Raw genomic sequence first — 12,635 nt, forward strand, 5'->3', positions numbered from 1 at the left:
GGTGGAGCCATGAATCCCACCGCAAGACCGCCCGAACCAAGACCATCGAGGACCTCATCGCAGCGTAATCAACCGGCCACCCGACAGGCTCTGAGTCCGCCCGCACACATCCGGCCCCGGTCAACCGATCCCAACACCCCTTGCGGATCACCCGCTGTCGCCGGCGGAGGTCGAGGTGCGCGGGCACTGAGAAAGCCCTGCCGAAACGGGTGGTGGCCCGGACCGATCGTTCCCGGTCCGGGCCACCACCCGTTCCGTCGCGCAGGAGTCACGCGGAAGAGTCGTCCGTGGTCCCGCGGGAGGGATCACCCGAGGGCCGCGACCCGGTCCCGGTATCCGCGTACCGCAGCCGCGTCCCGGTACGGCTCAAGGCGGCGCTCGAAGTCCCGTACGTACTCCGTCGCCCGAACCGACCGCATCTCCGCCGCCTGCTGGGCCGCCTCCGCGCCGAGCAGACACGCCTGGTCGAGCTCGCCGAGCCCGAGCCGGGCGGACGCCAGCACCACCCGGCAGAAGAGCCTGCTCCGGGCGTACCCCGGGGCGCGCAGCTGCAGCGAGCGCTCCGCGTGCTGGGCGGCGGCCCGGTACTGCTGCAGATCACGGTGGCAGTGCCCGAACTCGTCGGCGAGTTGCGCCTCGTCGAAGGAGCGCGCCCAGTACGGTACGTCGTCCCCGGGCCGGGCGGTCTCCAGCGCGCGCTCCGCCCGCGCCAGCGAGGCCGCGCAGGTCCTGGCCTCGCCGAGCACGCCGTGCCCGCGCGCCTCGACGGCGTGCAGCAGGGCCAGGACGACCGGCGGCGCCGACGAGCCGATGCCCTGCTGGGCGACGCGCGCCAGCTGGACGGCTTCCCTGCCGTGCCCGAGATAGACCGCCTGCCGGCTCATGGCGATCAGCACATAACTGCCGTACGCCCGGTCCCCCGCCGCCTGCGCGAGCCGCAGCGCCTGGACGAAGTAGCGCTGGGCGAGACCGTGCGCCGCGATGTCGTACGAGGTCCAGCCCGCCAACCGGGTCAGATCGGCGGCGGCCGAGAAGAGCCGCCGCCCGGTGGTCTCCCCGTACGTCCCGCGGAGCATCGGCTCGGCCTCGTGCTCCAGGTAGCGGACGAGGGCCTGGCGGGCGTGGCCGCCGCCGTAGGCGTTGTCGAGGGTGCGGAAGAGCTCGCCGACAGAACGCAGGGCGGCGACATCGCCGCTGCTGACCTTCTGGCCGGGTCCGCGGTCGGTCTGCCGCTGCCGGGGGACGCCGGGGGCGCCGGTTGCCGGCGGCACGAGGTGCACCGGAGGCCCGGCGGAGGCGGAGGGCGACGCGGCGAGCCCGGAGGGCGCGGGCCCCCGGACGCCGTATCGGCCCCCGGGCCCGCTCGCCCCGTGCAATCCATGCGCCCCCGCGCGGGCCGTGGCGTGCGCTCCGGCGTGCGGACCACGGGACCCGATGGCCCCCACCGGCCCGCGCTGCGCACCGAGCACCGGCGCCGCCTGGGTCCCGCTGCCTCCGCCTGGGGCAGCCGTCTCGCTCCCCCGCCCCACCCACTCGTCGGCCCGTCCGATCAGCCAGTCGCGGCTGGGCACCACGAGCCCGGCCGGGGTGAAGGCGATCTTGCGCAGCTCCGCATGGCTGCCCGAGTCCTTCCGCCACAGGCCGCTGACGATGTCCACCGCCTCGGCCGGAGTGGCGGCGAACTCCAGACCGGCGTAGACGGGCGCACACCCGTCGAGGCCCAGGTCCTGCGCGGAGAACCGGCGCCCGAGCCGCCGGGTGAAGACCTCGGCGATCAGCGCGGGGGTGGTCCCGCGCGGTTGCTGGCCGCGCAGCCAGCGAGTCACGGAGGTCTTGTCATAGCGCAGATCCAGGCCGTGTTCGAGGCCGAGCTGGTCCACCCGGCGGGCGAGACCGGCGTTCGAGAAACCGGCTTCCGTGATGAGCGAGGCGAGCTGGCGGTTGGGGGTGCGTTGCGGAGGTCGTTCCGACATCAGCTGTACGGTCTCCTGCTTTCGGGGCCGGGCGGGCAGCCCTTATGGAACGGCGCGAATTTAGCGGGCCCTACGGCGGCCGCAGTCTCGTTCGCTTCACATTCATCCGATCGTGTGAGGATTGGGGGTGGCGCTGACGGGAACAACCTGCCGGGCCACCGCTCCCGGGGCGGCCGTACAGTGGCCCGGGGCGCGAATCAGTGCATGGTGACGTGGTTCCGGGGCACCCCCCGGCTCTCGGTACCGCAAGTAGGGAGGCATCTCCGTGAGTGAGCTTCGGTTCGTCCGGCTGGGATTCGGCGAGGACGCCGTCGACTACCAGGAGGCCTGGCAGAAGCAGCGCGAGGTGCACGCGGCCCGGTTCGAGGACACGGTTCCCGACACCTGTCTGCTGCTGGAACACCCGCCGGTCTACACGGCGGGACGGCGTACGACCGACAGTGAGCGCCCCTTGGACGGCACTCCGGTCGTCGACGTGGACCGCGGCGGAAAGATCACCTGGCACGGCCCCGGGCAGCTCGTCGGCTACCCGATCCAGAAGCTGCCGCGCCCGGTGGATGTCGTGGCGCATGTCCGCAGGCTGGAGGACGCGCTGATCCGTACGGCTGCCGAGTTCGGTCTGAAGACCAGCCGGGTCGAGGGCCGCAGCGGAGTCTGGGTGCTCGGTGACCCGGTCGAGGAGCGTCCGTCGCTCGGCGGCCTCTCACTCGACTTCGACCCGCGGCTGCACGACGAGGAGTTCGACCCGCGGCTGAACGGCCCCGAGTACGCCCCGTCCAACGCCGGTCAGCGCCGCGAGGACCGCAAGCTGGCGGCGATCGGTATCCGGGTCGCCAAGGGTGTGACCATGCACGGCTTCGCGCTGAACGTGAACCCGGACAACACCTGGTTCGACCGGATCGTGCCGTGCGGCATCCGCGATGCGGGCGTCACCTCGCTCGCGTACGAGCTGGGCCGCGACGTCACGATCGCGGAGGTGCTCCCGGTGGTCGAGAAGCACCTGAAGGACGTACTGGAGAACGCGGCGCTCGCCCCGCGGGAGATCGACCGGGCCTCGGCCTGACCCGGAGTCCCGGGAATGACCCGGTCCACCCCCTGGTTGCCCAGGGGCAAGAGCCACACCCCAACCGTACAAATAGCGGGCGTACCCTGGTGTTCGCCGAAGAATCGAAGTCGTAGGGAGCCGGACGTGTCCGCTGTCGCACCCGACGGGCGCAAGATGTTGCGCCTGGAGGTCCGGAACAGCCAGACCCCCATCGAGCGCAAGCCCGAGTGGATCAAAACCCGGGCGAAGATGGGCCCCGAGTACAACCAGCTGCAGAAGCTCGTGAAGAGCGAGGGTCTGCACACGGTGTGCCAGGAGGCCGGCTGCCCGAACATCTTCGAGTGCTGGGAGGACCGTGAGGCCACGTTCCTCATCGGTGGTGACCAGTGCACCCGGCGCTGTGACTTCTGTCAGATCGACACGGGCAAGCCGCAGGCGCTGGACCGGGACGAGCCCCGCCGCGTCGGCGAGTCGGTCGTCACGATGGACCTGAACTACGCCACGATCACCGGCGTCGCCCGCGACGACCTGGAGGACGGCGGAGCCTGGCTGTACGCGGAGACCGTGCGCCAGATCCACGCGCTGACGGCGGAGCGTGAGGCCGGTGCCACCAAGGTCGAGCTGCTGATCCCCGACTTCAACGCGGAGCCCGAGCAGCTGGCCGAGGTCTTCTCCTCGCGCCCCGAGGTGCTCGCGCACAACGTCGAGACGGTGCCGCGGATCTTCAAGCGGATCCGTCCCGGTTTCCGTTACGAGCGTTCCCTCGAGGTCATCACGCGGGCCCGCGAGGCCGGTCTGGTGACCAAGTCGAACCTCATCCTCGGCATGGGCGAGACCCGCGAGGAAGTGAGCGAGGCGCTCCAGGACCTGTACGACGCCGGCTGCGAGCTCATCACGATCACGCAGTACCTGCGGCCCTCCGTGCGCCACCACCCGGTCGAGCGCTGGGTGAAGCCGCACGAGTTCGTGGAGCTGAAGGAGGAGGCCGACGAGATCGGCTACTCCGGTGTGATGTCCGGGCCGCTGGTCCGTTCCTCGTACCGGGCCGGCCGGCTCTTCCAGCAGGCGATCGAGCGGCGCGGCACGGTCACGACCGCGCCCACTGCCTGACCCCGGACTGTGTGAATCCGGGCACAAGAAGCTACTGAACGGTACCGGCTGAATCGACGCGGCCCATACGCTCCCCGCAGGTCGGGGACGCGTATGGGCCGCGTCGGCGTGCGCGGCGCTCATATCAAGGTTTCATTGGTGTTTGACCGAAAGGTCATGCGCTGGTAACACCGAGCAGTGACTCTGGATGCACGCGGCGCAGTGGTTCTCACGGCTGCCGCCGCCACTGCTCACCGTCTCCAGCCCGCGCAAGCAACTCCTGTAACCCACTCACTCCGCGCATCCGTTCCGAGGGGACTTCCACGATGCAGGCCGTGCCGGTACGCGCCACCGCCATTCCGTCCGTCACCGATGCTCTCCGCGCCGTCGAGTCGCTGCTGCTGAGCAGCGGCCAGCGCACCGCCCGCCGCAACGCCTGGACGGCCGTCCTCGAGGACCGCCGCCGGGCCAAGGACCGGGTCGAGACCGAGTACGTACTGGAGGCCGTGGCCGACCACCGTTCCTAGGCCACGTAAACTTCAGTACATGGCGAGGAAGGCAAACACTGACGGCGCGGACAGCGTCGAGAACGCGGGGCGGCTCAAGCAGATCGCCCTGACCTACAAGATGACCCGGCGGGCCGACTCCAAGATCGGTCTTGTCGTCGCGGGTGTGGGAATCGTCACCTTCGGTGTCCTCCTCGCCATCGGCTTCTTGATCGACCACCCGATCTACCTGGGCATCCTGGGCTTCGTGCTGGCCCTCCTCGCGATGGCGATCGTCTTCGGGCGGCGTGCCGAGCGGGCGGCCTTCGGACAGATGGAGGGACAGCCGGGCGCTGCGGCAGCGGTGCTGGACCGCGTGGGCCGCGGCTGGACCACGACTCCGGCGGTAGCGATGAACCGCAGCCAGGACGTCGTCCACCGGGCCGTCGGCAAGGCGGGCATCGTGCTGGTGGGCGAGGGCAACCCGAACCGGGTCAAGCTCCTGCTGGCGGCCGAGAAGAAGAAGATGGCCCGCATCCTCGTGGACGTACCCGTGCACGACATCGTCGTCGGCAACGACGAGGGCCAGGTGCCGCTGAAGAAGGTCCGCACCAAGATGCTGAAGATGCCGCGGGTCCTGACCGGCCCGCAGGTGACGGCGGCCAACGACCGGCTGCGGGCGATGGGCGACCTGATGAGCAACATGCCGCTGCCGAAGGGCCCGATGCCGAAGGGTATGCGGATGCCGCGCGGCGGCAAGATGCGCTGACGCCGCACACTCGACGCACAAGAGGGCGGGCTGCGAACCACTGAGGTTCGCAGCCCGCCCTCTTCACATCTCCGCTCGTCGGACCGCTCTCAGATCCGCACCTGCACGGCGCGCGAGAGCCGGTCGTGCAGCCCGCGCCCGTCGCGGTCCCAGACCAGAGCCGGAATCGCCAGGCAGAGCAGCAGGCTCCGGATGATCACCCGCCCGAAACCGAGCCGGCCGCCGCCCTCGCCGACGACACGAATACCCAGGATGCGCTTGCCCGGCGTACAGCCGACGGTCCCGATGGTGAGCACACTCAGTACGACAAAGATCCCGAGGGCCCAGTTCCCGGCCGCCTGCTGGTCACCGCGAGCGAACAGCCCGTATGCGATCAGCAGGCAGAGCGCCCAGTCGACGAAAAGGGCGCCGAAGCGCCGGCCGAGCGGCGCGATCGCCCCCGGCCCTTCTTCGGGCAGACCGAGCCGCTTGCCCCGGTAGCCGAAATCGGCGCCCATGTCCTCGGCGGCCGCACGCGGCCCGGAGAGCCACGATCCGATTGCTTGCCTGTTGTCCACCCGTCCACGGTACTGCGCCCGCCTTCACGCCCTGCCGGGTGGGGCCCTCCGGACGCGCGGACGCGGCCCCCGCCGCCGCCCGGTACGCCTCCGAGGTGCCGCCGACACCCGCCTCGGTTAACTTCAGCGAAACAAATGGGTCATGCTTGAGAAATCCGGTCTGCCTATGGTCGGGTCCAGCGTGTGCCACCGCACTGGCCGCACAACGAGCTACAACCCCGTCCCTCCCGGGCCGGGAGTAGGAGGAGTTGGATGTTCCAGAACGCCGACGACGCGAAGAAGTACATCGCCGACGAAGATGTCAAGTTCATCGATGTCCGGTTCTGTGACCTGCCCGGTGTGATGCAGCACTTCACCATCCCGGCAGCGACATTCGACCCGACCGAGGAACTGGCTTTCGACGGCTCGTCGATCCGCGGCTTCCAGGCCATCCACGAGTCCGACATGGCGCTCCGGGCGGACCTGTCGACCGCCCGTGTCGACCCGTTCCGCCGCGACAAGACCGTCAACATCAACTTCTTCATCCACGACCCGATCACCGGCGAGCAGTACAGCCGTGACCCGCGCAACGTGGCCAAGAAGGCCGAGGCGTACCTCACCTCCACCGGCATCGCCGACACCGCGTACTTCGGCCCCGAGGCCGAGTTCTACGTCTTCGACAACGTCCGCTTCCAGACGTCGGCGAACGAGAGCTTCTACCACATCGACTCCGAGGCCGGCGCCTGGAACACCGGCTCCGAAGAGAACAACCGGGGTTACAAGGTCCGCTACAAGGGCGGCTACTTCCCGGTCCCGCCGGTCGACCACTTCGCCGACCTGCGTGCCGAGATCTCCCTTGAGCTGGACAAGAACGGCCTCCAGGTCGAGCGCCAGCACCACGAGGTCGGCACCGCCGGCCAGGCCGAGATCAACTACAAGTTCAACACGCTGCTCGCCGCGGCCGACGACCTGATGCTCTTCAAGTACATCGTGAAGAACGTCGCCTGGCGCAACGGCAAGACCGCGACCTTCATGCCGAAGCCGATCTTCGGCGACAACGGCTCGGGCATGCACGTCCACCAGTCCCTGTGGGCCGGCGGCGACCCGCTGTTCTACGACGAGCAGGGCTACGCGGGTCTCTCGGACATCGCCCGCTACTACATCGGCGGCATCCTCAAGCACGCGCCGTCGCTGCTGGCCTTCACGAACCCGACGGTGAACTCGTACCACCGCCTGGTCCCCGGCTTCGAGGCCCCGGTCAACATGGTCTACTCGCAGCGCAACCGCTCCGCCGCGATGCGTATCCCGATCACGGGCTCGAACCCGAAGGCCAAGCGCGTCGAGTTCCGCGCCCCGGACCCGTCGTCCAACCCGTACCTGGCCTTCTCGGCGCTGCTGATGGCCGGCCTCGACGGCGTGAAGAACAAGATCGAGCCGGCCGAGCCGATCGACAAGGACCTGTACGAGCTGGCTCCCGAGGAGCACGCCAACGTCCAGCAGGTCCCGACCTCGCTCCCCGCCGTCCTGGACGCCCTGGAGGCGGACCACGAGTACCTCCTCGCGGGCGGCGTCTTCACGTCCGACCTGATCGAGACGTGGATCGACTACAAGCGCACCAACGAGATCGCCCCGATCCAGCTCCGCCCGCACCCGCACGAGTTCGAGCTCTACTTCGACATCTAAAGAGCACGGTCGGACGAGCCGGGGCCGCAGCTCGAAAACGGGCTGCGAACGGCAGGAACACCTCTTGGCGTTACCTTCCCTGCTCCCTGGCTTGATCGCACGGACAGCAGCGAGGGCCGCTACCCCACACCATCGGGGTAGCGGCCCTCGTCGGCGTTCACCAGACCATTCAAGGGGCGGCTGTCCTGCTGCCGCAGAAAACCGGCAGTGCGTGGACAAGGAGCAGGTAGCGCGTAACCCGCATCTTCCGCGGGTTACGCGCCCTGGCGCGTCATGGTGACCGCCGAACAGCCCCGCTAGCCGCGTACAGCCTGCTGCTGCTGCTGCTGCTGCTGTTGCTGTTGCTGCTGCTGTTGCTGTTGCTGCTGTTGTTGTTGTTGCTGCTGCTGCTGCTGCTGCTGTTGCTGCTGCTGCTGCTGCTGCTGCTGCTGCTGCTGCTGTTGCTGTTGCTGCTGCTGCTGCTGTTGCTGCTGCTGTTGCTGCTGCTGCTGCTGCTGTTGCTGTTGCTGTTGCTGCTGCTGCTGCTGCGCCGGCAGGTTCAGCTGCACCAACTGCTGCTGTTGCTGTTGCTGCTGCTGCTGCTGCTGCTGCTGCTGCTGCTGCAGCCGCTGCGGCTGGAGCAGCACACCGCCACCGCCACCCCTGCAAGCCCTCAACCCGGCGTTGAACGAGAACGGATCAATGACCTGCGAGGGTGCTTTCGAGGGGGCCGCTGCCACCGTAGAGGCTGGAGGTGTGGCACCGAACGCTTCCCCGGCGAAACCCGCAGGCAACGCCAGCGAGGCGATAAGCACTGGGCTGAGCAGGTAGCGCTTGCCACGCATGACTTTCTCCCTTCGACCGCTGGAACGAAAGACGGGCGTTCATTGCAGGAACGGTGCCCCTTCTCAACACCTCGTACGGCCGAACGCCGCTTCCATCAGAAGCATCACACGTAGCGGAGCATGCATCCAGAAACCAACCATCCTAGGAGTAGGGGTCCCAGGTAATAACCATCCGCGCACGTCGCCCACCAGGGGGAACGACGGATGGAATGGTGCCCACCGACGAGCAGAGCCAGCGGACTTCCTCAGGCGGTGCAGCTCCGAACCTCCAGCACATCCTGGACAACCGGCAGCCGCATTCGACATTCGCGCGCATCCCTTCCTGGAACCAACCAATAGCCGGCTGAGCGTAGTTCACTACGCTGGTCCGCGAACTGAGCCAGAGCAGCATGGACTTCCACAGATGATCGCGGCAGCGCGAAATCGAAAGACGCCACTTCACCATCCGGAAAGTGGCGCATAAGTTCGTCAGTCGCATATGCCGGAAGAGAGAACCCTCGTTGCCGACGACTGCTCAGGCCGGCGCTTTGAGGGCCCGACCGAAACGCGTGCAGCGCAACCGCTCCGCCGCGACGCAATTCCCGATCGCGGGCTCGAACCCGAAGTCGAGGCGTATCAGACGTGGGTCGACTACATGCGAAATCGCGAAATCGCCCCTACCCGGCTCCGCGCGCACCCGCGCAGGTTGTGAGCTCCTCCAAGGAGCGCCGTCGGACGAGCCGGGCCCAGAGCTCGAAAACGGGCTACCAACTGTGGAAACACCGGTTGACATAACTCATTGCCCATGGCTGTCCCACCCTGTGCACAGCAAGCGAGGGGCGCGCCACCCCGCACCATCGCGGCAGCACCCCTCGTCGGAATTTGCACAGAAATTCGAGGGAAAACGGTTCCGTTGCCTCCGAGATCCGGCAGAGCAGGGGCGCGTAACCCGCGTGTCCGACGGGTTACGCGCCCCTGGCGGCATGGTGACCGCCGGAGAGCCCCACTAACCGGCTCCTGCTGCTACTGCTGAGGCGTCACGGGCGGCGTCACGGGCGGCGTCACGGGCGGCGTCACCGGAGGCGTTACCGGCGGCGTCACCGGAGGCGTCACGGGCGGCGTCACCGGAGGCGTCACGGGCGGCGTCACCGGAGGCGTCACGGGCGGCGTCACCGGAGGCGTCACCGGAGGCGTTACCGGAGGCGTCACGGGCGGCGTCACGGGCGGCGTCACCGGAGGCGTTACCGGAGGCGTTACCGGAGGCGTCACGGGCGGCGTCACCGGAGGCGTTACCGGAGGCGTCACCGGAGGCGTCACGGGCGGCGTCACGGGCGGCGTCACCGGAGGCGTCACCGGAGGCGTCACCGGAGGCGTCGTCGGAGGCGGCTGCTGTCCCGGCGGCAGGTTCACGTTCACGCGCAACGTCTGTGATTGCTGTTGCTGCTGTTGCTGGTGCTGCTGTTGCTGCTGCTGAGGTCGCTGCACCAGCCGCTGCGGCTGGAGCCCAGGCCTACACTGCGACCTGAACCCGATGTCGTAGCCCGCCCTGAACGCCGCCTGCTGGTTCAGAGGGAACAGCGCCAGATAGTCGCCGGGCCTGTTCAGGCACGACCGGCCGTCGAACTGGCCGCGAATCACGCCGCTGCTGAATCCGGGATCGCCAGGCCCTACCGAGGGCGCTTTCGAGGGGGCCGCTGCCACCGCAGCGGCCGGGGCTGGAGCGCCGAACGCTTCCCCGGCGAAACCCGCAGGCAACGCCAGCGAGGCGACAAGCACTGGGCTGAGCCCGAAAAGGTACCGCTTGCCACGCATGACTTTCTCCCTTCGCCCCCGGACGAAAGACAGGCGTTCAGGCAGGAACGGTGCCTCTCCCCAACACCTCGTACGGCCGGCCGAACGCCACTTCCAACAGCAGCATCACACGCGGCCGAGCGCGCATCCAGAAACCGACTATCCTAGGAGCAGGGGTCCCAGGTAATAACCATCCGCAATGTCGCCCAGCAGAGGGAAACGACGGATGAATTACGACCAACGGCGAGCGGAGCTCGCGGACTTCCTCAGAACACGGCGGCGAGCACTTCAGCCGGAAGAGGTGGGTCTCCCGCCACGGGCATCGCGACGAACCCCCGGCCTGCGACGGGAAGACGTCGCAGACCTCGCCGGCATCAGCGCCTGCTGGTACTCACGCCTTGAACAGGCCCGGAACATCAGAGTATCCGACCATGTCCTCGGCTCGCTGGCCGAAGCCCTTCGCCTGAACACCGAAGAACGCGAATACCTGTTGGCCCTGGCACACGGGGACGCCCCTTCCAGCGCGAGCATTTCCCCAGACGGCGTGCCTCCAGCCCTCCAGCGCATCCTGGACAGCCAGCAACCGCATCCGGCCATCGCCCTCGGTCCCCGTTTCAACATTCTTGCCTGGAACCAGGCCAGAACCGATGTCTACGGGGATCTGACCAAAATACCCCCTGAGCACCGTCACATCCTGTGGCTTTTCTTCGGCGGCTATCTGCGGGAACTGATTCAGAACTGGGAGCCGAGCGCTCGCTCCGTCCTGGCAGAGTTCCGCGCAGCCACCGGACTCTACGTCCAAGAACCATGGTTCACCGCACTGGTCCGCGAACTGAGCCGGCACAGTGCCGACTTCCGCACATGGTGGCAGCAGCACGAAATCGAAAGGCACCACGTCACCACCCGGGAGGTAAAGCATCCTTTTGTCGGCAGCATGATGCTGGAGGAGAGCGCGCTCGTCGTCGACGACCGCTCAGGCCGGCGGATCATTCTCGAGATCCCGAAACCCGGCACCGGCACCGAGAACAAGCTGACGGCGCTTTCCTGGCGGTCCCACCGGGTGCAGGCTCCGCCGTGCCATGTGCTTCACAGGCCGGCTTCGGGGAACGGCGGAACAACCGCTGCCGAACGTGAAGACAGTTGTGGTGCGATCAGTGCCGCAGAGCCGTCCCCACGTCGACCTTGACTTCACCCGACAGCTTGCGATTGCTGCGGGCGGTGGCGTCCTTGGAGGACTTCGGCCCGACGTCGTCGATCGTCACCACCACCATGTCGAGCAGGTTGCCGTTCGCGTCACGGAAGGTGACCTGCACGGCGTAGGACTTCGGCGAGTCGGTGCCATTCGTCACGGTGATCTTCGAGGTGGCGCGGCCGTCGTGGTCGGTGCTCACCGCACCCAGCTTGACGTCGCCCTTGGCGTTCACGCCGTTCTTGAAGGCTCTCAGTTTCTCGCCCGCGGCAGCAGTCGCCGAGGCCACCACGTCGGAACCCCTGGACGCCACCGACGCTGCGGCGGAGGCCGCCCCGGACGCCGTGGTGGAGGCGCCGCCGCCGTGCGAACAGGCACCGGCGGTCGACATCACGGCCGTCGTCAGCAGCACGACCCACAGGCCTCGCGCGGCTTTCCTCGTCATCGTGCCTCCCAGCACTCGCCCGTCGCCCCCAGTCAAAGGGTCCGCAGGCCGCACCGCATGCCCGGTATGCCGGACGGGTGAAGGGCCGGGCCGGAGCGGAGTGGAGGCCGTACGCCCGGGCGCGGCTGCCCTGTGGGGTCGCGACGTGCGGAGGGACGGCCGAGTCCGGTGGCGTGAGCGACCCGGAGACTCGGGCCTCCCTGGACAGCGGCTCCTTCGCCGTCACTCCCGGGAGTCGGGCGGGAGGGTCGCTTGTGCCGTAACCGTGGACGACGGCACTCATCGGACTGCCTCGGCGTCCGGGGCCTTCGCCACGGCCGTCTGCGGTGGGTTCTGAACCGGGTAGTCGGGTGTGTGCGCATGTGCCTGTGCCCCCGGCCTCCGGGGGCACAGGCTTCCGGTCCGTCAGCGGCCGTAGCGGATCAGGGCGCGGACCATGCGGCAGGTGGTGTCGGACGGCGGGTGGATGCCGATGCGCTCGGCAGTCGTGCGTATCGTGTCGTTGTCAGCGCTCGACGGGTAATAGACGCCCGTGTCGAGCAGGGCGATCGCCAGGCGCATGGCCTTCAGGCGGCGGTTGTGGGAGACGTACCACTCGCGGGGCCGGCCCGCGGGGAGCGGCTTCTTCTGCAGGGGCTTGTGGAGCGGCTTGGTCGTGACTGCGGCAACGGCCATGGGCATCCTCCTGGCACGGTCGTGAAACCCTCACGAACTACCTCTATTTTACGGCCCACCACTGACATTGATACTCGTAGCCGGGTTCCGGTGGTCGTGGCTCCACCACTGACTGACGCCCTGCTGGGCTGTCCTCCGGTTGTTCTGTCCGG

At 68.3% G+C, this 12,635-nt stretch carries 11 protein-coding genes and 1 CRISPR repeat array; of the genes, 7 read left to right on the forward strand and 4 right to left on the reverse strand.

Going from position 1 to position 12,635, the window contains the following annotated elements; translation table 11 throughout:
* Window positions 1-305: 305 nt before the first annotated feature.
* Window positions 306-1,973, reverse strand: coding sequence for a regulator (locus ACGFSA_RS33700; RefSeq protein ID WP_393309838.1), 1,668 nt, complete (start codon window positions 1,971-1,973; stop codon window positions 306-308).
* A gap of 265 nt (window positions 1,974-2,238) precedes the next feature.
* Here ACGFSA_RS33700 and lipB point away from each other — a divergent pair, with 265 nt between their 5' ends.
* From lipB to ACGFSA_RS33720, 4 genes are all read left to right on the forward strand, one after another.
* Window positions 2,239-3,036, forward strand: a complete 798-nt coding sequence (gene lipB, locus ACGFSA_RS33705; protein WP_393309839.1) for a lipoyl(octanoyl) transferase LipB — start codon at window positions 2,239-2,241, stop codon at window positions 3,034-3,036.
* A 126-nt stretch (window positions 3,037-3,162) separates the two neighbouring features.
* Window positions 3,163-4,128 (forward strand): lipoyl synthase, encoded by a 966-nt coding sequence (gene lipA, locus ACGFSA_RS33710; protein WP_393309840.1) that lies wholly within the window; start codon window positions 3,163-3,165, stop codon window positions 4,126-4,128.
* Between the two features lie 305 nt (window positions 4,129-4,433).
* Window positions 4,434-4,634: a hypothetical protein gene (locus tag ACGFSA_RS33715; protein ID WP_037693926.1), complete on the forward strand. Its 201-nt coding sequence runs from the start codon at window positions 4,434-4,436 to the stop codon at window positions 4,632-4,634.
* 19 nt (window positions 4,635-4,653) lie between these two features.
* Complete coding sequence (locus tag ACGFSA_RS33720; RefSeq protein WP_393309841.1) at window positions 4,654-5,361, forward strand: DUF4191 domain-containing protein; 708 nt, start codon at window positions 4,654-4,656, stop codon at window positions 5,359-5,361.
* 89 nt (window positions 5,362-5,450) lie between these two features.
* Here ACGFSA_RS33720 and ACGFSA_RS33725 read toward each other — a convergent pair whose 3' ends face one another.
* Window positions 5,451-5,918: an RDD family protein gene (locus ACGFSA_RS33725; protein ID WP_393309842.1), complete on the reverse strand. Its 468-nt coding sequence runs from the start codon at window positions 5,916-5,918 to the stop codon at window positions 5,451-5,453.
* A gap of 252 nt (window positions 5,919-6,170) precedes the next feature.
* Here ACGFSA_RS33725 and glnA point away from each other — a divergent pair, with 252 nt between their 5' ends.
* The 3 genes from glnA (at window position 6,171) to ACGFSA_RS33740 (ending at window position 11,360) form a co-directional block, all read left to right on the forward strand.
* Entirely contained in the window at window positions 6,171-7,580 is a 1,410-nt protein-coding gene (glnA, locus tag ACGFSA_RS33730) for a type I glutamate--ammonia ligase (RefSeq protein ID WP_393309844.1), read from the forward strand.
* 335 nt (window positions 7,581-7,915) lie between these two features.
* Window positions 7,916-8,518, forward strand: coding sequence for a hypothetical protein (locus tag ACGFSA_RS33735; protein ID WP_393309845.1), 603 nt, complete (start codon window positions 7,916-7,918; stop codon window positions 8,516-8,518).
* A 922-nt stretch (window positions 8,519-9,440) separates the two neighbouring features.
* A CRISPR array of direct repeats spans window positions 9,441-9,733; the repeat unit is 29 nt; unit sequence GGCGTCACGGGCGGCGTCACCGGAGGCGT.
* A 667-nt stretch (window positions 9,734-10,400) separates the two neighbouring features.
* Complete coding sequence (locus ACGFSA_RS33740; RefSeq protein ID WP_393309847.1) at window positions 10,401-11,360, forward strand: helix-turn-helix transcriptional regulator; 960 nt, start codon at window positions 10,401-10,403, stop codon at window positions 11,358-11,360.
* On the opposite strand, the gene ACGFSA_RS33745 is transcribed toward ACGFSA_RS33740, so the two are convergent.
* The gene (locus ACGFSA_RS33745) at window positions 11,326-11,808 is read right to left on the reverse strand and encodes a hypothetical protein (RefSeq protein ID WP_393309848.1); all 483 of its coding nucleotides are present in this window, start codon (window positions 11,806-11,808) and stop codon (window positions 11,326-11,328) included. The two genes, ACGFSA_RS33740 and ACGFSA_RS33745, sit on opposite strands and share 35 nt — an antisense overlap.
* Window positions 11,809-12,213: 405 nt before the next feature.
* A complete protein-coding gene (locus ACGFSA_RS33750) occupies window positions 12,214-12,483 on the reverse strand; it encodes a hypothetical protein (protein ID WP_358858468.1) in 270 nt (89 codons plus the stop codon).
* Between the last annotated feature and the right edge of the window lie 152 nt (window positions 12,484-12,635).

Origin of the sequence: Streptomyces sp. NPDC048496, assembly GCF_043200055.1 — a bacterium.
Classification (GTDB): domain Bacteria; phylum Actinomycetota; class Actinomycetes; order Streptomycetales; family Streptomycetaceae; genus Streptomyces.

What these genes read in the sequence shown, in the direction of transcription:
- ACGFSA_RS33700 (WP_393309838.1), bottom strand. Translation starts at nt 1,973, where the DNA reads ATGTCGGAACGACCTCCGCAACGCACCCCCAACCGCCAGCTCGCCTCG.
- ACGFSA_RS33715 (WP_037693926.1), top strand. Translation starts at nt 4,434, where the DNA reads ATGCAGGCCGTGCCGGTACGCGCCACCGCCATTCCGTCCGTCACCGAT.
- ACGFSA_RS33720 (WP_393309841.1), top strand. Translation starts at nt 4,654, where the DNA reads ATGGCGAGGAAGGCAAACACTGACGGCGCGGACAGCGTCGAGAACGCG.
- glnA (WP_393309844.1), top strand. Translation starts at nt 6,171, where the DNA reads ATGTTCCAGAACGCCGACGACGCGAAGAAGTACATCGCCGACGAAGAT.
- ACGFSA_RS33740 (WP_393309847.1), top strand. Translation starts at nt 10,401, where the DNA reads ATGAATTACGACCAACGGCGAGCGGAGCTCGCGGACTTCCTCAGAACA.
- ACGFSA_RS33745 (WP_393309848.1), bottom strand. Translation starts at nt 11,808, where the DNA reads ATGACGAGGAAAGCCGCGCGAGGCCTGTGGGTCGTGCTGCTGACGACG.
- ACGFSA_RS33750 (WP_358858468.1), bottom strand. Translation starts at nt 12,483, where the DNA reads ATGGCCGTTGCCGCAGTCACGACCAAGCCGCTCCACAAGCCCCTGCAG.